Origin of the sequence: Methylobacterium sp. SD274 (genome assembly GCF_017355285.1) — a bacterium.
Classification (GTDB): Bacteria; Pseudomonadota; Alphaproteobacteria; order Rhizobiales; family Beijerinckiaceae; genus Methylobacterium.
In genome coordinates, this window is the sequence record NZ_JADIJP010000025.1 from 1 (window position 1) to 23028 (window position 23028).

The window sequence follows — 23028 nt, forward strand, 5'->3', positions numbered from 1 at the left end:
AAAGGGGGCCTCCTCGCGGGGGGGCGTGCCATGTAGGCGACCGCCTTGCGCCCTCCCACCATGAAGCTGTCGGCCTTGTAGACGGACCAACGGTAGGCGGCCGTCTTCTTGGCCCTCTGCCCCTGGATCTCGCGATTGAGGCGCGCCACGACCCCGCCCGCGAGGTTGCCGTAGGCGTTCGGGCGGATGCCCTGGGTGAGCGCCAGGTTCTCCCAGTTGGGCACGAGGATGTGCTCGCCGGCGAGCCCGACGTCGCCGGGCAAGCGAACGTTCTCGCCTTCGCCAACGTGGTACTTCAGGACCGCGGACTGCTTCTCGGCGACGTAGACCTCGGCCTGGATGACCCCCGCCTTTCGGTTCTTCGCCAGGCTGCGGCGGTACTGATAGGCCTTGCGCATCCACGGCGTGGGATCGTCGAGGACGCGATCCAGGCCGGCGGTGGCGCACTTGGACAACGTCTTGACCGTCTCGTCCGTGACCCACGCGCAGGCTCGCCGGTAGCGGTCGAGCGAGGTCTCGGAGAGGAACACATCCATGTACGATCCCAGGACGTCGCCGAGGTCGGACTGGATGCGGACGAGGTCGAAGGGGCTGGGCATGGCCCGAGGCTACGGGAGGCCGGGCCGCCCGTTCCAGGGACCTGAAACGAAGAACCCCCCGCCAATCGGTGGCGAGGGGTTCCCTAGACGTGGTGCATCTAGACCCGTGGAGCGAGTGCCGGGACTATACCGGACGGGGCAGACACCCACAAGGACAGAGGCAAGAAAGCGTCGGTCCGAGAGCAGGATAGCTGCGACCAAACCTTGAAGGGAGGCGGGACACCCTACCCCCTGAGACCCATCCTGAGAGGGCGGCGGGACACCCTACCCCCTGAGACCCATCCTGAGAGGGCGGCGGGACACCCGACCCCCTGAGACCCATCCTGAGAGGGCGGCGGGAGAGAGAAGGAGAGAGGAGAGGCGGGCCCGCCGGGCACGAAAAGGCCCATATGTGGAACCAACTACCCGATTATTGAGGCGGGAGAACGGGTTACAGCGCCGAGAACGCCCGTCAGGATTTCCTCCATCTTAGCCTCCATCCACGAGCCCTTGGAAGCCGGTACGATGAAGCTGTCGTGGACTGGCAGACAGGGTACGGACGCCTTCCCGCAGGCCTTGAGGACGTCCACTGCCATTGCGCTGTCCACGGCCATGCAGCGGATCCCACGGTCGGCTCCGATGTCTGCGGCGATGGGAGCGTTCCGCGCTACGACGGCCTTGAGCAGGCCGCGGGTGTAGTCCCAGCCGTGCCCCCAGGTGTCCTTGTCCATGAGGGCCGCCGCGGCCGCGTTCATGGTCTTGGCGTTCAGGGCGACGTTCAAGGCGAGCTTGCCCTCGGCACGGGGGAACGTCCCTGTCTCGTAGGGATCGTGACGCAGGACGTGCCCCCGTGCCGCGTAGAGGATCCTTGGGTGGAGCGTGGCGAAGTCCGGCTCGACGCAGACCTCACCGTTGATGAGGAGGTCCTTGCGGGCGCCCTTGGGGAGGCTCTGCCACCAGCCGTAGAGCCGGCCGTGGCGATCCCAGCGCCCCCGCCCGAACACGCGGTAGGCCTCGGGCAATGGGGTCGGCACCACGCAGGCCCAGGTCCCCCGCTTGTCGTTGCGGGCGCGGACGACGCGCGTGGCGTGTTCCCATCCGTCGCCCGTCGGCATCGTTACCGAGACGGTGCCGAGGTAGGCGTTGATGCGGTCGAGCTCCGCTTCGAGGCGCCGGGTCTGACGGGTCGGATCGTAGCCGATGACGTCGCCGGCCTCGTCCTTCAGGATGAGGCGGGAGCGTTTCGTCTCGTACTCGAAGGGCGCGTCGCGGTAGGCGTGGATCAAGTCCGGCGTCGCGCGGATCCTGGACTGACGCGCGTTGGGGAGCAGATGGGCGCCGGGGGAGGCGCGCATCTCCTCAATGAGACCAAGGTCGAGGAGCTCGTCGACGACGCGCAGGACCCGGTCGTAGCTGTAGGCGAGACCCTGGTAGCGGCTTTGGTTCGCGTAGAACGCGCGGCGGCGCGAGTAGCTGATCCAGGCCCCCTCCCCGGGCGCAGTGTCAGCCGCGATGCAGACGGCGGCCAGGATCGAGCGCCGGGCGGCGTCATGCTTTCGGTCGGGGCAGGCGGGGACGCCAGCGGAGGCGAGGATGCCTTCAGGCACTCGCCAGTGGAAATCGAGGGCGCGATCCCGCTCCCCAGTCCAGTCGTTACTCATGTCTGCCAGCTCACTCACAGGGGGTCGAGCCGGGCACCACACCGACACGAATACCAAAGGGTGCTTGCGAGTCTGGCCTACGTCTAGGGCAATATACGGTGCGCCACCGCGTCAACTCTGAGAACTACTTGGAAGAATACATCACCGCTGGGGAAGCTGTGCTGATGGGGCTAGGGGGCATAATTTCGGGGGCTACGCCGGCCGAATGGAGGTCACTGGAAGAATCCCCCAACTCCATCTCAAAAAGGGCCACAGGGCATTGTCTGGCCTCGGAAGTGAAATGCGGATTGACAAAATGCCGCAGGGGGTATGGAGGCTTAGGGGCGCGGCGGGCCCGGACCCGGGAACCGGGGGGCCGCTCTGCGGAGGTTCCCGACCCGAACGGAACGACCTTTCGCCCTCTTCGCCAAATCGGCAGGCCGCTCTGAACTGACTGCTCCCTTTTTCCGGTCGCAGTGACGGGCTAGGCCTTACGGCACGCTGCCCCTGGTCACCGGCGACGCATCCCTCCGGCCCTTTGTTGCAGTTGGCCAACGCAACAGATTACGGGGGGGGACTCGAAGGCAGTCCAGCTGTGTCAATATCGGAGTACAAACCAACGACTGGGTATCATCCTCCAGTATGGGGTTTCAATAATACAGTCTAACAAAATGATCTTAGACAGGCTCTCAAACCTTGGAAGGAGTCGCGCGGCGGCCCTGCACGCGGAACAGCACGATGACGTGCTCCGAGGTACCCCATCGCGGCACAAGGTGATGCACGGAGACGCGTTCCGATACGACGGGCTGCCCGCCGCCGATCTCGCGTAGATCCAGGACCATCAGGATGCCGTAGCGGACGTTCGTGACGTCGTACGATGCTTTCTGAAGGCCGAAGCGACGGACAACACCGTCGTTGGTGAGCTTCTGACGGGTGCGCTTGATCTCCGCCACCATCTTCGTGCGCATGAACGAGAACAGGATGTCGACGCGCCCGCCGCCTATGTCCCTCGCCTCGGCTTGGCAAACCGAAGCGAGGGACGAGCCCATCAGGAATTCGAAGTAATCTGCGTGGAGTTCCGCCTCCAAGGGGGTTTTCGCCAAGTCGCGCTCGAACATGTACCGGGTCCGCCCGAGGGAGCTCACGCCGACGTTGCTGCGCATCACGACGAACAGCACGGTCGTCCAGAGGACGATGTCGAAGAGGGTTCGGCCGTCGGGGTCCCGTAGGTAATCCGCGTTCCGTTGCAGATCCCGGATCACAGTGTCGAAGAGGTCTCCGATCACGGTCGCCGTGGTCGCGTCGGTGAGATACGCCATGGCCGCGGCGATGCGTCCAAGGGCCGATCCGCGGAGATCCTCGGGGATTAGCTCAATGAGGGCGGCGGTCGGAGAGCACCCGGCCGCCGCCGACGTAGGGCGGTGGAGGACCGCGTCCTCCCTTGCCTCCGCGACGCGCGCCCTGAGATCGGTGGCGGTCGGAAGCTGGCCCGAGGAGGCGTTTTCCACGATCCATTCGTCGAGGAGCGCCAGTGAATGGGTTTCCCGCTGGAGGGCGCCCACAATGCGCGGGCGGAGGACGACCTCCAGCCCGCCGTCGGCCGCCCGGCCGACGAGGCTTCGGCTCGCCGCGTAGACGGTCAGCAATTCCTCCTGGATCACCGCGGCGGCGTTCAGCCATGCCTGCTTCGACAGGCTCAGGTCGAGGGACGCAAGCCGGTGTCCTAGAAGCGACCAATGCACCCGCTCCTCGTTCCTCAGGCCAAGCCAGGAAACGATCTCCTCCGGCCGGTCCGAAACGGTGAGGTATGCTGTATAGGCGAAGGCCGACGCCTTGATGCCGTCGATGCGGGCTGCGAGATCCGCCGGCGTCCGACCGGATTGAAACGCCACGAGCGTATCGACGCATTGGCCGTAAAGCCGGGCGTCCTCGCGGTCCCCGCCGACCTCCTCGGCCCTCGCGAACCATGAACGGGCCCGTTCGAAGGCACCCAGGGCCGCTTCCGGTCCCGACGCGTCCAATCCATTCCGCAGGGCATCGAGCCCTAGCTCCATGGACGCCTCGTCCTCGGCTTCCCCGACCTGCAGCAACCGTTCGAGCGCAGCCCGAAGGTCGTCGTCGGGTTCCTGTGCGAGTATCGCCCCCGCGACCCGCGCGGCATGGCGAAGGAAATCGCCGTCGTCCTCGACGTCGAGGTCGATGAGTTCGGCCTGGAGGCGCTTGAGCAGGGCACGGTCGGACTGACCGAGGACCATGGCCCCCTTGAGGGCATGCGAACGGACGCCGTAGTCCTGACCTGCCTCAACCGCGCGCGCCAGGAAGGCGCGTCCGAGCAGCGAACGCGCCGTTGCTTGCAGGCGACCGCCTCGGCCGAGCCATGCGGAGATCTCGATCATCGCGGTGACGTCGGCCGAACGGCGGACGATTTCCTCGGCAGCGCGCTGGGTCAGGTCGACCCGTGGATGTGTGACGAGCGCGACGAAAAGGTCCGCGCCCTCCACCTCGGTCGACCTGTCCCGGACGGCGTCGCGTAGCGCATCGGCCGTCGTCCCCGACAGGTCGACGTCCGCGGGATCGGCGGCGTCCAGCAGGCATTGCACCACGTCCAGGGCCACGGATTGTCCCGTTAGAAAAGGAATCGATCGTCCCCAGGGTGCAAGGTTCTGCTGCCTTCCACAACGTCGAGGAGCTCGGGTCGGGCGACGGCGCCGATGATGACCTGCACGTCGTCGGCCTGGGACACCACCTCCCGCACACTCAGCATCAGGGCCGCGAAATGTTCGGGTGACATTTCCTGGGCGGCCGGGCTGTCGAGCACAAGCAAGCCCGGGTGCCTGCCGAAATGCCGGCGCCTGGCGACCTCGATCACCGCGAGCGCCGCCGCGATGCGAACCCGAAGCTTCTCGCCGGCGGCGAGGCTTGAGAAGTTCGTGTCGGCGTCGCCCTGACGGATCCTGAGGACGTTATTCGCGGACCACTCCATCCGCTCCACGTTCTTCATGCCGAAGCGGCGGCAAAGGTCCGTCAGCTCCTGGGACACCTCCCCGAGGAGGTCACGCTGCAGGTCGTCGTAAAGCTCCTTCGTCGCCTTGACGACGCGGCGCAGGATCTCCGCATCCCCGATACCCGTCGCAACCGGTGCCGCCACCGGGGCCTCGGCTAGGATCTCCCTCAACTGCGAGACCTGCGCTTCCAATGTCCGGACCTTGATCTCTGCATCGGCCACCTCGGTGGATGCGAGCTCTTCGGAGATCTCGTCGATCTCGTTACGAACACCGTCCCGCGCTGTCTCCGTCGACCTCTGATGCTGGGACGCGGCCTCGGCTTGGGCTCGCAGGCTGGCGAGCGTGGCCTCCGCATCGGCCACGTCGGCCTTGAGGTCCTCGATGCGGATGTCCTCGTCGGATCCGTCGACGTGCTCCGTCCCGCAAAGGGCGCAGCTGCCGCTCAACTCCGCGGCCACGAAGGCCCGGGCATCAAGGCCGGCGTCGCAGGACGGGCAGCACACGGGACGGAGCGTGCGAAAGACGAGGCCCGCCGCCTTCTCGTCGAGGAGCTGCTGGAGCATCCCGCGCGAAGACCCCAGCGACGAGCTGGCCATGGAGACCTGGCGCGTCAGCGCGGCCTCGGCGTCGCGCCCGTCGGATACCCGGGTTTGCAAGGTGACGAGTCTTACGTCCGCATCGACGAGCCTCCGCCGGAGCTCGACCCGGTCGATCCGCCGGTCGTTCGTCTTCCTCGCCTCGACCAGCTCGGCTTCCAATCTGGCCAGGCGCGCCGAAAGGCGGTCCGCGCCGGGAGCCGCGGCCTTTTCGGGCGCGCGGTCCGCCGTCACCTTTTTCAAGGCCGTCGTCGCAGCCGTGTAGGTGGTGACCCACGGAAGGCCCATGAACAGCTGCAGCAGGCGCAGGCTGACGCCGTCGTGGTGGACTTCCGCGAAGACCGCCTTGCCGGGGCCGTTCACGAACATGGAGGCCGCGATGGAATTCCAGCCATGGGTGTGGGAACCCTGATCCTTGTTGAAGGCATGGAACTTCGCGAAACCGAACTCCTCCATCATGTTGTCGGCGACGGCATCCTCGAAGCCCTTGTCGGCCGGTCCCGTCCGGATCCGGAACCATTCGTCGCCGTCGAGACGCGCGAGCGTCGCCTGGGCGAGCCGTGGGTCCTTCTCTCCCGCGGCTTTCTCAAGCGTTATGCGGTAGGACGAGGCGTCCACCCGGAAGTCGAGCTGAACGAGACTGAGCCAGCCCCAGACGTCCGGCTTGACCTCGGTCGAGAAACTGCCGCGCAACGCCGCCTGGGCGATGTTGAGCAAACTCGACTTTCCCCTGAAGTTGTCCTCGGACAGGACCGCCCACAGGCCGGAGGACAAGGGTCCCCAATGGAAATCGATGGGCCGATCGTCGTCGGTCCCGCGCTTCATGCCCTTAAGGTGCAGGTTGGTCAGGCAGAGCCGGCGCCGGCGTGGAAGCGACGCCTGCGGCTCGATGCCGTGCCGCTCCAGGACCTCGCGTACCTCGTCCGTTGAGACGCCGGCGCGGCCCGCGATGGTCGCAACCCAATCCCCGACGGTCGCCGCAGTGTCGGTCATGGCGTTCCCCTCAGCCGTTTCAGCCGATCCAGCACCCGATCGCGGATCGACGGGATCTCGGTTCCAAGCGGGGCGTCCCGGTACTCCTCGTGGAGGTACTGGTCGTCCTTCAGGCTCGACCCGCTGCGGAAGCCGGCGAGGCTCATGACGAGGGCGGCCCGGTCCCGATACCAGGCCAGGGCGGGCTGCCTCCGGATGGCGTCGTCCATGAACGCGAAGGCAGCGGGCTCGACGACGAAATCATGCCGGCGCTGCCCGCCGGACTTACGCAGGGCCCTGACCAAGCCATGGAAGCGCAGGATGGCAAGGGGCGTCTCGATGTTCTGGAAGGCCCCGCGATGCCACCTGATCATCTTCACTAAGCGAACGTCCGGCTCGTCGGCGGCAAAGATGGTCTCGACCTCCGCCAGCTGCTCGGGCCGACGCTCGTGCTCGTAACGGTTCAGGAGTTCGTGCGCGAGGTAGTCGGGGTATCGAACGAGGAAGTCGATCGCCATCGCGCGCTTCTCGCCCCTGAATATCCGTACGGGTCCGGCGTCTCCAACGGTCTCGTCCGCCTCGCTGCCCAGCGCCAGTATGAAGAGGAGCCGCACGGCGTCCCGGTGATGGAGGCCCGTGTCTGCGGAGGACCGCTTGGCCCGCAAAATGGCTGGGGCCTCATCGGCCGCAATGCCAGACGTCATATGGTCCGCCCGTTCGTGCCTGAAACGCGCATGTGGACGATCGGATAAACCGCCTGCATCCCGTTAAGGTTCTTTGTTCGGTTCGAACCTTATCCGCCCTGCCGGAAAGCGCCTACAAGTCTTAGCCAAGCCCCGCGCGGAGACGCGGAACGCCGTCTTTCCCAGGTGCAACGGTTCCTCATGAGTCAGCTCGCCTGACAGGGCCGGACTACCGGGATAATTTGCATTATGATGTAAGAAGAATTTGGATAACTTGTAAATGCGCAGCTGCTAAAATTAGGTAAGTTATCACTATGTAGCGGATAGGCCATGGATTTATAAATATATTTTAGTAATTCGTAATCTACTTAATACTACTCTCCCTCTGAAGATGAGCAACAAGTGATCTTATGTCAAGATTGCTATCCGACATATTTGCATCAAACCAGCGAGTTTGTATTTCATCAACTCGATGCAACAAATGTTCTACAGCATTGCGTGCGATGACGTTTAAAACGGGAACCAGAGCAATCGGCACTGGCCTTTCGCCACTTTGCCACTGAGCAACTTGAGACACCGAGATACGGCGACCAGTTTTTTCAGACAAGGCAGCAGCCATTGGTGAGAGCCAACGCTCTCCAAAAGCTTGCTTCCCAAGATTGAGTACGTGCTCTCGAAGTACGCACTGCTCGTCGCTAAGATTTGATGTATTAACTTTAGGAGTTCGGCGGGTCTTTGCTTCGGCACTGCCGGGTAAAGGGCGATTTGATTTCATTTATATTAGTATCCAATTCATGCAGCTAGCTTTTGAGCTTTTATATCGCATACCTAGTGTATAAACTGTTAAATGTTATCTAATGATATAATATTCTACGGGTAATCTGATCGGTTATATACAGTAAGACGTTTTTCAGTGGCAGGCCTATTTAGGATGCTTTGGGTGAGTGTTGTAGCTTCTCCAAGGTCTTAATCGCATGCGACTGGCATGGACAGGCAGACACGCAAGCCTGTGGATATATTTTTTTGGCCCCTATCGCGAGCCGGCATTTGTGCTAAAAACTTTTTTAGCATCAGCTTTGACTCAGCCTCCCACGGACCCAATGGCCAATAAGATCGAAGATTTCACCTTAGACATGATAGAAAAGGCTCGTGAGAACGAGGTAGCTTTGTCTGCTTTGGGTCCTGCTCAGCAAGTTAAGTTTATCAATAGTAAGATTAGACACAACGATGCTGTTTTTGCGATCGTTCCTTCTGATGATGCACCACATCAAGGCGCTCTGTATGTCATTACAGGAGCTCCTGTCCTTGATGGATCGGGGTTTGATTTGAAGGTTGTGGAGACGGATGGCAGCTCCAAAAATGAGAAGCCGGTGGTACTGCAGAGAACACTAAGATTAACTGCTTTCTTCGTTGCTTCATACATGGATGCGCGCTTCTTAGATATCGCTTTCGGGGACTCGGCCGCATCCCGACATCACAGGAGGGAACAGCAGAATGATGGTGGGAAACAAGCTGTCGAAAACATGCGGCAGGCAGCAACTCCTTATGGACGAGCGTACATTGCCGCGAATCCGCAGCATGTTCGTTCCGTAGTGCACTGAATGATGCGATATTCATGATTAAACGCGCGCCTGCACTTCGACCTATTAATTATAGAAAATACAGAGTTGAGCAGACAGACCTGGAAGACCCTGATCAAATCACTGGTATCCCACTCCCAAAAGTCTGCATTGAGTCTGGCCATCTGATCTACAACGTTGAACCCAGGCTAGGCGGTAGATTGTCGTATTGGCAGCACGGGGTCGAGCGAGTCGAGCGCCATCCGCTCTTTATCAATTCTAGATTTTCGATCGATTCAAAGCGATTCATATTGAAAAAAATCGAAATGGCATGGGATTGTCGAATTCCCGGAGTGACGCCCGAGGGAGAGAGCGTTGGCTTAGTTTTGACGGTCGGCGGTGTTTATTTGCCAACGTTAAAGTGGCGAGGTGGTGACTGGGCTTGTGCTCAACAAGTTTCAATCCTAGCTGGAAATAAAGGCTGCTTTTTTGAGAAAAAGCCGTCTCTATTTAAGGCTCTTCGAGAAATGGTTGTGGGCGTCGGTTTTCGCGTCGAACCAGTGCGTGACGACGATGCTGAGGCCCTGCAATCGCTCATGTTCTAGATCTTAAGCCGTACTTTTGTATTCTATGCGAGATGTCGCCCTCGAACGAGACCCACGCCGGGCCCAGGGGCATGCCCACGCACCACTCGGTTCAAATAGAGTTCGTCAAAATGGTTCGGTGCCTGACATGCTCATTCGTCATCCAGTTGGCCTCTCGCAATGGCTCTCCTTCCTCAACTGTAAGTTGACCATACGGCCGTAAGTTCGCCTTCTCCTAGTTCCGGGCGTCCTCTCGGGCAAAGCGATCAAGAATTTACTACGACTGCCGAGCCTGCTTTGCTTGTCTCACCAATCGAACGCCTCACAAAGCCGCGGACTGCTTGAGGACGCCTGTTCGCCTGAAGCCACTTGAATCCTCGAAAGCATGGCTCTGCTTAGGACCCCACCGTCTGGCTTCGTTAAGAACCTCCACGCTGTTGAGGACGACCTTGTGTCCATGCCCTGCAGGACGGGCTCGATCGCCCCGCCGCTATGTTCTCGATGCGCGCTCGATGTCGAGCATTCTGCGCGGCTTAGCCATCTGGACAGCGTACGGCATTCCGACGCTCGCAAGCGTCGTCCCCACCGTCGCTCTGTCCCAACCCAAGGCCCGAGGCTGCTATGGCACGCAGGCGCATCAACAGTGACGAGGCAATCGAGATCTTCGAGTACGGGTGGACGAAGATCGAGCCCCGCCTGACGTCGCCGTTTCTAATCGAACTCGACGTGCGCGAGATCTTCGGAGGCCAAGGACGCCGGCAGGGGCAGATGGACATCCCCGAATTTATAGACGGGTGGATGTCCTGGCGGGCCTTGCGGAGCGTGGGCTACAGCGTCCGAGACGCCAGCAAGGCTCTCCAGGCAGCCTGTCATGCGCGCGGTGCTCTTTTGTACGGATGTCTCGGCACGGCCGGCAGGGGAAAAGATCGGCGCTTCTGGATCCCCACGACAGACAGGATCTACGAGGAGCACAACAATGGCCGCCTGATGCTGCCGATCCCGGCAAAGGGCGCGCGGCGCCGGCTCGTGCTTGAACAGCACGCTGAAGCTGCCCGGCCTGTAATCCAGGGTATCCTGCGGGCGATTTGTAAGCACCCCGGCTGCCCCGATCGCATCCCGCCCATGTGGATGCGCTCGGGCTGCATCCCGGAATCCCTGAGGGACCGGACGATCCAGGAGTCGTTCGACATCATCGCCTCGGGGCACGAGCGCATGCCCGTTATCGAGGGGCACATCATGTGGATGGTTCTGCTGCGAGATACCCTTTTGAGCCTTGGCAATCCTGTCTTAGAGGCAGTGCCCCTCGACAACGATGAAGCCATCCTTGTGAGCTTAGCCCCGTAAGTGTGCAGGATTTGTCCCCGGTAGTGGACGCGCTGGGCACCTCAAAGGTTGTTAGTAGGCGATGGATATGTGGCAGCACAGAAGGTGATATATGGTAACTCCCCGTCGCTCCGGGGGGGCTGTTCCCACGGTCCGTTACCCGGTTCGACCTTTTGGGTTCGGTCCCTACGAGCCAGCATAGCTCGAAGCAATTTACAAGAAAAACCCCTTGTGGCATCTAAACCATAGTCTCATTCTGGCGCTGCCATCACGAGGTTACGCAATGAAGCTTCGTTATTCTGTCCTTGGGTGTCTCATCGCAATTGGCTTCATGGGTCCCGCCCTTTCCAGCGAGTTTGGAAGGACTGATTTCCGAACGCACGGAGCAGGAAATCAGAAGCAAATGATGCCGGGATTGACTCTGATCCAGCATCATCACCATCACGTTCATCGAAGGTACCTCGGATGTGTTCGGTCCGACGCCGAATGCGACCACATCGCGCACGAGGACAATCACCTCGACCATCACTCGATCCGCCACAGCCATGATTGCGAGCACCATGGTCACGGCCGAGGGCACTTCGCTTGCTACGGTTGGAACGACTGATATCCGCATCGGCCGACCAGCCTTCCCGGGGGGCGGAGCAGAGCGCGCCTTCCCGGCGAGGCCAAGACCGCGAAGTTTTATCGAGGCTCGCTATGTCCTCCGGCAGATCCTGCGCCTAAGCAGGCTCCGCCGGACGACCGAGAGTACGGGCCTTAGTAATGGCCACCGCGGTGACCGCCATGGCCACCACCGTGCCCGTAGCCGCCGTGACCACGACGGTGCCCCCCACCGTGGCCGTAGCCATGCCCGCCGCCGTGGCTTCTCCGGTAACCACCGCCGTGGCCGTAGCCATGCCCGCCGCCATGGCCCTCACGGTAGCCGCCGCCATGGCCATACCCTCCGCGGCTGCCACCGTGGCCGCCGTCGTGATGCTGGGCGATAGCAGAACCCGCGCCTAGGATGAGGCTGGCGGCAAGTGCGACGGCCCCGAGGGCCGCCTTGATCCCGGTCGAATTGATCATTGTCGGTATCCTTTGTGACATGGCGGTTTGGTCCCGCCGGTTACGGCCCCCTAGAGGAGGCCGACAGCCTGGGCTCGGCCGGACCGCATCAAGGTCCGACCCCCGGCTATTTCTCGAACCGTGCCTGGATGTTGTGACCGTGCATCTTTGTGGACAGGACCACCTTCGCACCGGCGGCGAGCGGAGCCGGCAGCGTTCCCGAGAGCTTGTTCGGCGCGGCGCCTTTCAGCGCCACCGTCTCGGTCTTGCCGCCCACCTGCACGAAGGCCTTGGCCGTCATGCCCGCGGTGTCCACGGGCTTGCCGTCCTCGCCGATGACGAAGAACGTCAGGTCCTTATCGGTGCTGACCAGCTCAATGGGATGACCGTCCGCGACGGTGGTCAAGCCCCCGTTCGGCCCGGCGGCCTGCGCGGGATGGGAGACGGCCAGGAACGCGGCGAGGACTATGGCGGGAATCGTACGCATCGGAAAAATCCTTTCCTTCGGGTTGAGGGTTCGGGCTCAGAAAGCTTCCACCGGGGTGGTGCGGCGGATGCCTTCGGAGGGAGGAGCTGCGATGGCCTCGGCGCGCAGGCGCTCCAGGGGCTTGTGGCCGAAGGTCAGGAACAGGATCGGCGTAAGGACCGTATCGAGCAGGGTGGCGCTGATCAGGCCGCCGAAGATCGTCACCGCGACCGGGTGCAGGATCTCCTTGCCCGGCGCGTCCGCGCCGATCAGCAGCGGTGCGAGCGCGACCCCGGCTGAAAGTGCGGTCATCAGGACCGGTGTCAGCCGCTCAAGGCTGCCGCGGATGACAAGTTCGGGTCCGAAGGGCAGCCCTTCCTGGATGGCGAGGTTGAGCCAGTGGCTGATCTTTAGGATGCCGTTGCGCGTCGCGATGCCGGTCAGGGTGATGAACCCGATCATCGAGGCGACCGAAAGGGGCTGCCCGGCGATCCAGAGCGCCGCCACGGAGCCGATCAGGGCGAGCGGGATGCTGCCCAGGATGATCAGGGTGAGGACCACCGAGCGGTAGCGGCTGAACAGGAGCGTGAACACCAGCGCCAGCGACAGCAGCGAGAGCAACCCGATGGTGCGGCCGGCCTCGGCCTGGGCCTGGAACGAGCCTTCCAGGCTCGCGACGTAGCCGTTTGGCAGGTTGGCGGCAGCGAGTTGCTCCCTGATGCCGGCCACGACCTTGCCCATGTCGGCGCCCGCCGCGGTGTTGGCCTGCACAACGATCCGGCGCCGCGCGTTCTCGCGCAGGATTTGGTTCGGTCCGTCCGTCTCCCGGATGTCGGCGATCTGCCGCGCCGGAACCCAGCCGGACGGTGTCTCGATGAGAAGGTCGCCAAGGCGCTGGGTGGTTCGCTGCGCATCGGACAGTCGCATGACGACGTCGAAGCGACGATAGCCGTCGACGACCCGAGAGACGACCTGGCCGTTCGAGAGGCGGCTCAGCTGCTCCACCAAGGCCGCGGGCTGCACCCCGTAAAGGGCGGCCCGGGCGTAGTCGACCCGGATCTCCAGCTGCGGGATCAGCACCTGCTTCTCGACCTGCAGGTCGGCGATCCCGGGGATGCCGGCCATGCGCCGGCGCAGGTCCTCGGCAATGGTGCGCAGGGTGTCGAGGTCCTCCCCGAAGACCTTGAGGGCGATCTCGGCCCGAACGCCCGAGAGCATGTGGTCGAGGCGGTGCGAGATCGGCTGGCCCACGTTGACGTTGACAGGCAGCACCGCCAGCCGGCTCCGGATATCGGCGACGAGCTCAGCCTTCGAACGAGCACCCGCCTTCAGGTCGATCTCCAGGTCCGAGGAATGGACGCCCTCGGCATGCTCGTCGAGCTCGGCCCGGCCGGTGCGGCGTCCGATGGAGAGCACGTCGGGGATGTCCAGCAGCATCCGCTCCGCCGCCAGCCCGACCCGGTTGCTTTCGCTGAGCGAGATGCCCGGATTGAAGGTCATGTTGACCGTGAACGAGCCCTCGTTGAACGGGGGCAGGAACGCCCGCGGGAGGAACGTCGCCGCCAGGCCGGCGCAGGCCACTGCCAGGGCGGCCAGAAACATGATCGGGCGACCGTGGCGTAGGGCCGGGCGCAGCATCGCGGCCACGCCCCGCTTGAGCACCCGGATCAGGCCGCTCTCGTGCTCGTCGAGGCGCTTGAGGCCCGGGAGGAGATAGTAGGCCATCACGGGGGTCAGGGTGATCGAGACGACGAGGCTCGCCAGGATCGAGATGATGTAGGCTTGGCCGAGCGGCGCGAAGAGGCGCCCCTCGATGCCCGACAGGGCGAACAGCGGCACGAACACCAGAACGATGACCATGGTCGCGTAGACGATGCCCGAGCGCACCTCCTGGGAGGCCGCGACCACCACGTCGAAGACCGAGCGCGGGTTGCCCTCGGCCCGGTTCTCCCGAAGCCGCCGGAAGATGTTCTCGACGTCGACCACGGCATCGTCGACGAGCTCGCCGATGGCGATGGCGAGGCCGCCCAGGGTCATCGTGTTGATTGACAGCCCGGCGAAGTGGAAGATTACGGCGGTGGCAAGGATCGAGACGGGGATCGCGGTGAGCGATATGGCGGTGGTCCGGACGTTGAGCAGGAAGGCGAACAGCACCACCGCCACCACGACGATAGCCTCCATCAGGACCGTCTCCACGTTGCGGATCGAGGTCTCGATGAAGTTCGCCTGCCGGAAGATCAGCCGGTCGGCCCGTACGCCCTTCGGCAGGGAGGCGGTGATGTCCTTGAGCGCGCTCTCCACCGCGGCGGTGAGCTGCACGGTGTCGACGCCCGGCTGCTTCTCGACCGAGACCACGACGGCGGGCGCGCCCATGTAACCGGCGTCGCCGCGCTTGACCTTGGCCGCGAACGACACCTCGGCGACCTGGCGGAGGAAGACCGGCTTCTTCTCGACCGTCGCCACGACCATGTTGCGTAAATCGTCGAGGTTCATCGTCCGGCTGAGGTTCCGGATGAGGTACTCCCGGGCGTACTGGTCCGTGAAGCCGCCGCCGGTGTTGACGCCGAACTGCGCCAACGCCGTCTCCAGCTGGCCATGGGTGACCCCAAGTGCACGCAGGGCCGTCGGCTGGGGCGCCACCCGGAACTGGCGCACCTCGCCGCCCATGGGGATGACCTGGGCGACGCCGGGGATGGAGAGGATGCGCGGCCGGATCGTGAAGTCCGCGATCTCGCGCAGTTGCATGGCCGACACGGTGTCGCCAGTCACCGCCACCATCACGATCTGCCCCATGATTGAGGAGATCGGGCCCATCATCGGGCTGACCGTGGGGGGCAGCTGCGAGCGGGCCATCGCGAGGCGTTCGGAGACCTGCTGGCGGTTGCGGTAGATCTCCGTGTTCCAATCGAACTCGACGTAGATGACCGACAAGCCGACCCCGGAGACGGAGCGGACACGGGCCACGCCCGGCAGCCCGTTCATCTGCGTCTCCAGCGGGAAGGTGACGAGCTGCTCGACTTCCTGCGGGGCGAGGCCTTCCGCCTCGGTCATGATGGTGACGGTGGGCCGGTTTAGGTCCGGGAAGACGTCGACAGGTAGCCGGACCGCGGTGAACGCTCCGTAGACGACAAGCACGGCGGCGATGGCGAGGACGACGAGGCGGTTCCGCAGGGATTGCGTGACGAGGAAGGTGAACATGGCGCCGGTTCCCTCAGCGGACCTGGTTGAGGAGTTCGGCGCCCTGGGTCACGATGCGCTTGCCTGGGCCAACCCCCGACACGACCAGCACGCGGGCGGCATCGAGGGGCTCGACCTGCACCTCGCGCGGTTCGAAGCGCTCGGGCTGCGTGTGCTCGTAGACGATGTTCTGCCCGTTCGAGCCGCGGACCACGCTGACGCGCGGCAGGGCCAAGCCCTTCTGCTGGGTGTCGGTCGCCGCCAGCACCGTGACGAACTGACCCGTGCGCAGTTCGGCCGGTGCGTTCTGCACGGCGAAGTGCATCGGAACCGCCTGGCTTCGGTCGGCGAGGCCCGCACCCATGTACTTCAGCGTCAGCATCCGGCCGTCGGCGAGGCGGGCCGTGGCGTCCTGGGTGCTCGCGAGTGCGTCGAAGCTCAGCGCCTCGATCCAGAGCCGGGCGGGGTCGACGATGTGGAAGACCATCGCACCCGGGTTCGCCATCTGCCCGGCCACCGCGTTGGCCTCGGCGACGACGCCGGAGACGGGCGCGACCAGGGCCTCGGGCTGCTGGCGGACGCCATCCAGGGCGGCACGACGGTCCATCAGACCCTTCAGCTCGGCCTGCGCGTCGTCCAGCTGGACCTGCGAGACCGAGCCGCCCGGCGCCAGCTTCCGGAAGCGTTCGACGCGGCGTTCCATGATGGTGATCTGCTGGTCCAGCTCCCCCTGGCGCTGTCGCATGTCGGAGACGTCCACCGCCTGGACGGGCGGGGTTACGGTCGCTAGCACCTCACCCTTCTTCACCCGCGTCCCAAGACGCGGAAATGCGTTGGACGGCGGCGGCGAGAGGCGCCCGCCGACGGAGGACTGGACCACTCCGCTTCCGTTGGGGTCGGCGATGATCCGGCCCGGCAACTCCGTGGTGCGGGCCAGCACGTCGGACGCCGTGACGATGGTCCGGACGGTCAGAATGCGTTGGGTCGGCTTAGGCACGAACACCGAGCCATCCGGCATGCGCTGGGCCAAATCCTGGGCGCCCATTGTCGCCATCGGCGTGCCCGCTCCCTTCTGTGAGCCCTCGCCGCCGTGGTCGTGCCCTTCATGGGCGAAGGCGGGCGGCCCGAACAGCAGCGCGGCGGCGAGGACCAGGATTCCGAGGGCGGGAACGAGCCGCCGACCTCGGATCAGCAGCGTCACCGCCACTCCCAGCAGGAAGCCGACGCCGCCGATGATCATCGGGAGCGGGTCGGCCTGTCCGAGGTGCTGCCGGAAGTCATGGGCGACGGCCAGCCCGGTCGCCCATGCCGAGGCCCCTCCGCTGGCCTCGGGCGCGGGCAGGTCGGGAACGTTCAGTGTGACTGGGAAAACGTCGGAGGTTCCGCCCGTCTTGACGGTGAACAGGACGTCGTACTCGCCCGGCTTCTCGCTCCAATGGGCGTCGAGACGGTAGCTGCCGTCGGGCGCCACCGCGACCTCCGTGGTCCCCTCTGGCGTTTCCGCGGTCACGGCCGCGTCCGTCACCGGTTCATTGGTGCCAACCCGGTCGACGAACACCGACACGGTGCCGTTGCGGGCGACGGCGACCAATTCGAGCGTATCCGTCGACGACGTGCCTCTTGGGGCGTTGGCGGCGGGGGCGGACTTGGCCTCGTCGCCATGGTCGTGGCCTTCGTGCGCCCGGGGCGCCACCGACCACAAACCGAACGTAAGGACCGCCGCCGCAAGGGCAGCCGGAAGCCGGGTCTTCATCGCGATGCAAGCCTTCTCGTATGGGACATTCGCCGCATCCGAGTGGGAGGCGGCGTCAGGCGCGTCGGCGCGCGCGTCTCATGCGAAGGATCGAGGAGGCTCGGGTAGCGTCTCCGGGACCACGCTCGGAAGGGCCAGATCCGGTCCCGACGCCACGCACCCGGCTTTTCCCCAGACGCCGCGCGCAGTGTCGGAGGCTTGCGTCACGAAGGCTTGGCAGGAGCCGCAGCCCGAACATGCATCCGTAGCGGCGGCTTGGTCGTCGTGCGCCTTACCGGCCGGCATCTCGGTCGCAGCGTGGTCCGGAACCGCGGCGTATTCCGCGGGAGCGCTTCGCTCGGTTGAGTGGTCGTGCCCGGAGTGCCCGAGGCCCACGACCGGCGCCAAGGCGACGAGAACCATGATCCGGAGGATCATGGTGAGCAGCCGCGAAGGAAGCGAGGTGAAGGCCATGGCTTGAAGTCGATACCACATCTTGGGTTCGGGCGCAGCGTGTCATCGCCTCCTCGGGATCCGGCCGGCATCCGAAGGTTGGCGGTGCCCGCCCCGACGGTTCCATCGGGACGGGCGCTTCACGGTACGAGAGGGGGCACTATCGCACCGCGAAGGTTGTGGGCGGGAACGGATCGGCCGTTCGCCGCAAGGGCACAGCCGATACCGGTGGCCAACAACGCGAACACGACCAGGAGGGGTAACATTCGCATTGGCGCGTCCTCACGGTCGCTCTGGCTTGCCGCCGTTGTTATTTCTTGTCGTGGGAATGACCGTGGGCGTGCCCGTCCTTGTCGGAGTGGACCGGCTTGCCGTCCTTGCCGATCTCGCGGGCCTCGCTCACGCGCGGATCGTCCCGATGGGCGGGCCCTCCTGAGACGCCGCCGGTGTTCGGAACGGCGCGTTCGGGATTGGACGCATTCCCATGTCCGTCCTCGGCGGCAAAGGCGGGAGCCGAGAGGCCTGCCAGCAGGCCAGCGGTGAGAATGGCGACGACGGTACGCTTCATGGTGCTTGTCTCCGGGGTCCGACGGCCGAACGGGCCGCTTCGAGACTTGAGATAGCGACCCCGTTTGTCTGCCGGTCGCCTGGTTCGTGACGAAGTGTGTCAGCGATTGCTGCGCGGTAGGGAGATCTGCACCCGTAGCCCGCCCTCCGCCCGGTTACCCAGAACGATGCGACCTCCCTCCGCCTCGACGATCCGGCGGGCGATGGTGAGGCCGAGCCCCGTGCCGCCGGTATTGCGGTTCCTGGACGCCTCAAGCCGTGTGAACGGCTCGAAGGCTTTCGCAACCTCGTCGGGCGCGATGCCAGGACCGTCGTCCTCGACGGTCAGCAGGAGTTCCCCCACGTCCACCGCGAGCGAGACGCAGGCACGGGTACCGTAACGCACCGCGTTGTCGACGACGTTGTCGAGTGCGCGCCGCAAGGCGACTGGGCGCACGGTCGCGAGGGCGCGACCAGGCCCGGTATAGGAAACGTCGCGTCCGGCATCCGAGGACGCGTCGGCGATGCTCATCAGGATGCTCGCGACGTTGGTGACCTGGCGCGGCTCGGGATCTGCGTCGCCCCGGAGGTACGCCAAGGTCGAATCGACCATGGCCTGCATCTCGTCGAGGTCCGAGCCCATCCCCCGGAATTCCTGTCCCTCAGGCAGTCCGTCGAGGCGCAGGCGAAGCCGAGCGATCGGCGTGCGAAGGTCATGGGAGACGGCCGCCAGGGCCTGGGTCCGTTCCGTCACCAAGCGATGGATGCGCTCCTGCATCGCGTTGAGGGCCCGGGCGATCTCGCGGGTCTCGTCGGGGCCGGCCTCCCGGACGGGGACGACTTTGCCATGTCCGATCTCCCCCGTGGCGCGGGTTAGGTCGCGCAGTGGTCCTGCGATCCGGTGGATCAGGACGACGGCGGCGACGCCGACGAGGATGGCCATCGCCGTCGCGAGATAGGCCCACGATCCAAGCCTGGCGAGGCTCGGTGCATGGGCCGAGTGGAAGGTCAGGAAGCTTCCGTCAACGAGCGCCAGCGCACCAGCGAGATCCTCCTCGTGGATGGCCTCGCCGCCGCCGCCCATGGCCAGGGCGAGCCCGGGTCCGAGGCTCGGCTCCGATGCGACCATCCGGGATCTCAGCGACCACATCGCCGGGTCTCCGGCTTGGTCCTGGCGCAGCGGCGAGGTTTTGGACCAGCCCAGCTCGAAATGTGGGGACGAGAGAGCCTTCGCTTCGGCGTCACGTTCGGACGAAGGACGCCTCAGCACCGCCTCGCGCGCCAGGGTGAGTTGGTTGGCGACCTGGCGCGCGAACGCATCGTCCGCCGCGGCCGCCGCGGACTGGCGGTAGAGCAGCAAGGCCCCGCCGTGGACGGTGAGTATGGCCAGGAGCAGGACGGCGACCGTTCGGGCTTCGAGGCTACGGGCCAGCAGAGCGAGGCGGCTCACGCGCGCTCTACCTTGGAGGCGAGCATGTAGCCGGCACCGCGGATGGTCTTGATGACCGCGGGCAGCCCCTCGGGCGGTTCGAGCTTGCGTCGCAGGCGGCTGACAAGGGTATCGACGCTGCGGTCCGAGGGCGATCCGAGCCGGGCGCGGGAGAGTTCGAGGATCATCTCGCGGCCCAGCACACGTCCCGGGTGCTCCAGGAAGACCAAGAGGAGGTCGTACTCCGCGCCGGACAGGTCGACGGCCGCCCCCTCGGGATCCAGGAGCGATCGGCTGCGCAGGTCGAGCCTCCAGCCAGCGAAGGCGAGGGTCTCCGATGTCGGGGCCGAGGGCGATGTCGCCGCGATTGCCGCGCGGCGAAGCACGGCCCGGACACGGGCCAACAGTTCCGGGCGGCCGAAGGGTTTGGCCACGTAGTCGTCGGCGCCGAGTTCCAGTCCGAGCACCCGGTCGGCCTCCTCGTTTCGGGCGCTGACCATGATCACCGGAACCGTGTTTTTGGCCCGCAACGCCCGGAGCAGGTCGAGGCCGGAGGCGCCCGGAAGCATCACGTCGAGCAGGACAAGGTCGATGCCACCGGCTGGAAGGACGCGCCAGAACTCAATGGCGCTCCTGCAGCCGGTGACGCGATAGCCGGCCTCCCGGAGAAGGCGGGTCACGAGCATGCGCAGGCCGTCATCGTCCTCGACGAGCACGATGTGGCCGGTATCACCGCCAAGCGGGCTTTCGCCGGGTTGGAGAACCATCGATTCCTCAGGTCAGCCCATGGTCTGGTCGAGCAGGAGCAGGAGCAGGAAGCCCGCGAAGAACATCGCCGTGACCCAGGGGCGATCCTCGACCTCATGTGCCTCGACCAGGAGTTCCTCGGTGACAAGGTAGAGCAGTGCGATCAGCCCGAAGGCGAGGAAGCCGGCCTGGACAGTGGCCGACAGGGTGGCGACGGGGCCACCGAGCAAGGCCCCCAGCGGAAGCAGGACCACCATGCCCGCGGTCAAGCCGACCACCTTGCCCTTCGAGGAGCCGGAGGCGCCGAGCTCGTTGGCGACAGTCAGGCCGAGGAAGAGCACCTCGATGGTCAACGCCACCGTAAGGAGGAGGCCCGCCTTGGCTCCCGCCGCGAAGGCGATGCCGAGGACGAGGCCGTCCACCAGGATGTCGATGGCCATGACGGACATCAACCCGACGGGCCCCTTCGCGCGTCTGCCCAGGCTCTTGACGAGCAGCATGGCGGCGACGCCCAGGGCCCCGCCGGCCAGGGTCGCCCATGGCGCGCCGGCGTGCTTGAGGTCCGGCAGGATCTCGCCGGCGGCGGCCGCGAAGACGACGCCCGCCGCGAAGTGCTGGATGGCGCTGACCAGGACGGGGCCGGGCCGGAAGTTGACCGCGACGGCGGCGCCGACGATGGCCGCCGCAGCCGGGATCAGGGTGTAGGTCCATGCCTGCATGGCCGGCCTAGACGACCGCGTCGGAGGCGAGCGCGCAGGCGGTGTCCGTGCTGGTCTCGACCTGGAGCGTGGTGTGCCCGATCCCGAATTCGTCCTTCATTTCACTGGCGGCCTGCATCAGGAACCCGTCGCCGGGATGTCCCGCGGGGATGACGAGGTGGGAGGTCAGCGCGGTCTCTGTGGTGCTCATCGGCCAGATATGAAGGTCGTGCAGGGCGACGACGCCGGGCAGGGACAGGAGATGGCGGCGCACCGCTTCGGGGTCGATGCCCGGCGGCACCGCGGCGAGGGACATGACGAGGCTGTCTTTCAGGAGCCCCCAGGTGCTCCAGACGATGACGGCCACGATGCACAGGCTCACCACCGGGTCGATCCATGTCCACCCCGTATAAAGGATCACCAAGCCGGCGATGACCACGCCGGCGGAGACGGCGGCGTCCGCGGCCATGTGAAGGAAGGCGCCCTTGATGTTGATGTCTCCCTTTGCACCGGAGGCGAATAGCCAGGCGGTGATGCCGTTCACGGCGATGCCGATGGTCGCAACGACCATCACAGTCGTTCCGGCGACCGGCACGGGCTGCCCGAAGCGCTGGACCGCCTCCCAGGCGATGGCCCCGGCCGCGACGAGCAGGAAGACGCCGTTGAACAACGCCGCCAGGATCGACGAGCCCTTCATCCCGTAAGTGTAGCGGGAGGTCGGCGCACGCTTGGCCAGGACCGTGGCGGCCCAGGCGACCAGAAGGCCGAGCACGTCGGACAGGTTGTGTCCCGCATCGGCGAGTAGGGCCACGGAGTTGGCAAGGACGCCATAGGTCGCCTCGATGGCGACGAAGCCGACGTTGAGGGCGATGCCGATGGCGAAGGCTCGTCCGAAGCTTGCCGGGGCGTGCGCATGGCCGGGGCCATGCCGGTGTCCCGCATGGGAATGCCCGCCCTGGTGCCCGTCGCCGTGGTCATGTCCGTCGTGGTCGTGCTCGCTTGCCATGTGGTCGGATCCGGTACGGGGGTTCGGTTGTATGTCGGCCGTCGGGAAAAAAACCTCCGGCCCACGTCGCGGGAGAGGTCGGCTCGTGCGTCCGCCAAGTCAGGTCATGAGGTCACCCGTCCAAGGCCTGCGTCCGCTCGGCGGGACGAAATTGGAAAGGTTCGGCAACCACGGAACGTCTTCCTTATCGACCGGCGATGCCGTAAATCCTCTAGTGGCTGGAGGAGCAAGCGGAAAATATGAAACCCCTGCCGATTGGCGCCCTTTCCGAACTGGCCGGCGTGAAGATCCCGACCATCCGCTATTATGAGGGCATCGGGTTGCTTCCGGTCGCGGAACGCACGGGCACCAACCGCCGGACCTACGACGATGCGACTGTGCGACGTCTCAGGTTCATCCGTCATGCGAGGGAGTTGGGCTTCGAGGTGGACGCCATACGGACGCTCCTCGATCTGGCGGACCAGCCGGACCGCCCCTGCGGCGATGCCGATGTCATCGCCCGGCGGCACCTCGCCGACATCGATAACCGCCTATCCCGCCTGACCGCCCTCCGCACCGAGGTGCAGGCCATGGTCGACCAATGCGCGAGAGGCAGCATCGCCCAATGCCGGGTCATCGAGGTCCTCGCCGACCACGAGGAATGCCTTCACGAGGCTCACTGAGCACGCAAACGGATTGGGGTGGGCATCTGCCTTGAACAAGCCGGGGACGCTTGACGCCGCCCGGAGGCGTGTCGGACTGTCCCGCTCGGAAGCTTCGCCCAGGACACGCGGCCGGAGTAGCGCTC

19 protein-coding genes and 1 pseudogene are annotated in these 23028 nt (G+C 65.0%); 4 read left to right on the forward strand and 16 right to left on the reverse strand.

From position 1 onward, the window contains the following. The 6 genes and pseudogenes from IPV08_RS18805 to IPV08_RS18830 form a co-directional block, all read right to left on the reverse strand. A pseudogene (locus IPV08_RS18805) lies at positions 1-599 on the reverse strand (hypothetical protein); the annotation flags it as partial. A 401-nt stretch (positions 600-1000) separates the two neighbouring features. Further along, positions 1001-2239, reverse strand: coding sequence for a hypothetical protein (locus tag IPV08_RS18810; RefSeq protein WP_207413028.1), 1239 nt, complete (start codon positions 2237-2239; stop codon positions 1001-1003). Positions 2240-2907: 668 nt separating this feature from the next. Then, on the reverse strand, positions 2908-4833 hold the full coding sequence (locus tag IPV08_RS18815; protein ID WP_091972172.1) for a hypothetical protein: 1926 nt from the start codon (positions 4831-4833) through the stop codon (positions 2908-2910). Between the two features lie 11 nt (positions 4834-4844). After that, positions 4845-6812: a hypothetical protein gene (locus IPV08_RS18820; RefSeq protein ID WP_091972174.1), complete on the reverse strand. Its 1968-nt coding sequence runs from the start codon at positions 6810-6812 to the stop codon at positions 4845-4847. After that, positions 6809-7309: a hypothetical protein gene (locus tag IPV08_RS18825; protein WP_246748039.1), complete on the reverse strand. Its 501-nt coding sequence runs from the start codon at positions 7307-7309 to the stop codon at positions 6809-6811. Before IPV08_RS18825 ends, IPV08_RS18820 begins: the two co-directional genes overlap by 4 nt. Positions 7310-7838: 529 nt before the next feature. Continuing rightward, complete coding sequence (locus IPV08_RS18830; RefSeq protein ID WP_143103751.1) at positions 7839-8249, reverse strand: hypothetical protein; 411 nt, start codon at positions 8247-8249, stop codon at positions 7839-7841. Positions 8250-8574: 325 nt separating this feature from the next. Here IPV08_RS18830 and IPV08_RS18835 point away from each other — a divergent pair, with 325 nt between their 5' ends. From IPV08_RS18835 to IPV08_RS18845, 3 genes are all read left to right on the forward strand, one after another. After that, a complete protein-coding gene (locus IPV08_RS18835; RefSeq protein ID WP_143103752.1) occupies positions 8575-9075 on the forward strand; it encodes a hypothetical protein in 501 nt (166 codons plus the stop codon). Between the two features lie 14 nt (positions 9076-9089). Then, positions 9090-9638, forward strand: coding sequence for a hypothetical protein (locus IPV08_RS18840; RefSeq protein WP_143103753.1), 549 nt, complete (start codon positions 9090-9092; stop codon positions 9636-9638). Between the two features lie 600 nt (positions 9639-10238). Next, positions 10239-10961 (forward strand): hypothetical protein, encoded by a 723-nt coding sequence (locus IPV08_RS18845; RefSeq protein WP_056355145.1) that lies wholly within the window; start codon positions 10239-10241, stop codon positions 10959-10961. A 247-nt stretch (positions 10962-11208) separates the two neighbouring features. Here IPV08_RS18845 and IPV08_RS18850 read toward each other — a convergent pair whose 3' ends face one another. The 10 genes from IPV08_RS18850 to IPV08_RS18895 form a co-directional block, all read right to left on the reverse strand. Beyond that, on the reverse strand, positions 11209-11508 hold the full coding sequence (locus tag IPV08_RS18850; protein ID WP_143103754.1) for a hypothetical protein: 300 nt from the start codon (positions 11506-11508) through the stop codon (positions 11209-11211). A gap of 191 nt (positions 11509-11699) precedes the next feature. After that, positions 11700-12008, reverse strand: coding sequence for a hypothetical protein (locus IPV08_RS18855; protein WP_207413029.1), 309 nt, complete (start codon positions 12006-12008; stop codon positions 11700-11702). 106 nt (positions 12009-12114) lie between these two features. Next, entirely contained in the window at positions 12115-12474 is a 360-nt protein-coding gene (locus IPV08_RS18860; RefSeq protein WP_056355141.1) for a hypothetical protein, read from the reverse strand. Positions 12475-12510: 36 nt separating this feature from the next. After that, entirely contained in the window at positions 12511-15651 is a 3141-nt protein-coding gene (locus tag IPV08_RS18865; protein ID WP_056355137.1) for an efflux RND transporter permease subunit, read from the reverse strand. A gap of 13 nt (positions 15652-15664) precedes the next feature. Continuing rightward, positions 15665-17383 carry an HlyD family efflux transporter periplasmic adaptor subunit gene (locus tag IPV08_RS18870; protein WP_056355134.1) on the reverse strand — a complete coding sequence of 573 codons (1719 nt, stop codon included), beginning with the start codon at positions 17381-17383 and terminating at the stop codon, positions 15665-15667. A gap of 742 nt (positions 17384-18125) precedes the next feature. Further along, positions 18126-18383: a hypothetical protein gene (locus IPV08_RS18875; RefSeq protein WP_056355125.1), complete on the reverse strand. Its 258-nt coding sequence runs from the start codon at positions 18381-18383 to the stop codon at positions 18126-18128. Between the two features lie 99 nt (positions 18384-18482). After that, positions 18483-19811 (reverse strand): ATP-binding protein, encoded by a 1329-nt coding sequence (locus tag IPV08_RS18880; protein ID WP_056355122.1) that lies wholly within the window; start codon positions 19809-19811, stop codon positions 18483-18485. Next, the gene (locus IPV08_RS18885) at positions 19808-20557 is read right to left on the reverse strand and encodes a response regulator transcription factor (protein WP_056355119.1); all 750 of its coding nucleotides are present in this window, start codon (positions 20555-20557) and stop codon (positions 19808-19810) included. Before IPV08_RS18885 ends, IPV08_RS18880 begins: the two co-directional genes overlap by 4 nt. A gap of 12 nt (positions 20558-20569) precedes the next feature. Next, on the reverse strand, positions 20570-21256 hold the full coding sequence (locus IPV08_RS18890) for a hypothetical protein (RefSeq protein ID WP_056355116.1): 687 nt from the start codon (positions 21254-21256) through the stop codon (positions 20570-20572). 7 nt (positions 21257-21263) lie between these two features. Then, on the reverse strand, positions 21264-22241 hold the full coding sequence (locus IPV08_RS18895; protein ID WP_056355113.1) for a cation diffusion facilitator family transporter: 978 nt from the start codon (positions 22239-22241) through the stop codon (positions 21264-21266). Between the two features lie 239 nt (positions 22242-22480). Between IPV08_RS18895 and IPV08_RS18900 the strand changes: the two genes are divergently transcribed. Further along, positions 22481-22903, forward strand: a complete 423-nt coding sequence (locus IPV08_RS18900) for a helix-turn-helix domain-containing protein (protein ID WP_056355111.1) — start codon at positions 22481-22483, stop codon at positions 22901-22903. Positions 22904-23028 lie beyond the last annotated feature (125 nt).

Coding starts and splice junctions, on each gene's coding strand:
- IPV08_RS18810 (WP_207413028.1), bottom strand. CDS start 2,239: ATGAGTAACGACTGGACTGGGGAGCGGGATCGCGCCCTCGATTTCCAC.
- IPV08_RS18820 (WP_091972174.1), bottom strand. CDS start 6,812: ATGACCGACACTGCGGCGACCGTCGGGGATTGGGTTGCGACCATCGCG.
- IPV08_RS18825 (WP_246748039.1), bottom strand. CDS start 7,309: ATGGCGATCGACTTCCTCGTTCGATACCCCGACTACCTCGCGCACGAA.
- IPV08_RS18830 (WP_143103751.1), bottom strand. CDS start 8,249: ATGAAATCAAATCGCCCTTTACCCGGCAGTGCCGAAGCAAAGACCCGC.
- IPV08_RS18835 (WP_143103752.1), top strand. CDS start 8,575: ATGGCCAATAAGATCGAAGATTTCACCTTAGACATGATAGAAAAGGCT.
- IPV08_RS18840 (WP_143103753.1), top strand. CDS start 9,090: ATGATTAAACGCGCGCCTGCACTTCGACCTATTAATTATAGAAAATAC.
- IPV08_RS18845 (WP_056355145.1), top strand. CDS start 10,239: ATGGCACGCAGGCGCATCAACAGTGACGAGGCAATCGAGATCTTCGAG.
- IPV08_RS18855 (WP_207413029.1), bottom strand. CDS start 12,008: ATGATCAATTCGACCGGGATCAAGGCGGCCCTCGGGGCCGTCGCACTT.
- IPV08_RS18860 (WP_056355141.1), bottom strand. CDS start 12,474: ATGCGTACGATTCCCGCCATAGTCCTCGCCGCGTTCCTGGCCGTCTCC.
- IPV08_RS18865 (WP_056355137.1), bottom strand. CDS start 15,651: ATGTTCACCTTCCTCGTCACGCAATCCCTGCGGAACCGCCTCGTCGTC.
- IPV08_RS18870 (WP_056355134.1), bottom strand. CDS start 17,383: ATGAAGACCCGGCTTCCGGCTGCCCTTGCGGCGGCGGTCCTTACGTTC.
- IPV08_RS18875 (WP_056355125.1), bottom strand. CDS start 18,383: ATGAAGCGTACCGTCGTCGCCATTCTCACCGCTGGCCTGCTGGCAGGC.
- IPV08_RS18885 (WP_056355119.1), bottom strand. CDS start 20,557: ATGGTTCTCCAACCCGGCGAAAGCCCGCTTGGCGGTGATACCGGCCAC.
- IPV08_RS18890 (WP_056355116.1), bottom strand. CDS start 21,256: ATGCAGGCATGGACCTACACCCTGATCCCGGCTGCGGCGGCCATCGTC.
- IPV08_RS18895 (WP_056355113.1), bottom strand. CDS start 22,241: ATGGCAAGCGAGCACGACCACGACGGACATGACCACGGCGACGGGCAC.
- IPV08_RS18900 (WP_056355111.1), top strand. CDS start 22,481: ATGAAACCCCTGCCGATTGGCGCCCTTTCCGAACTGGCCGGCGTGAAG.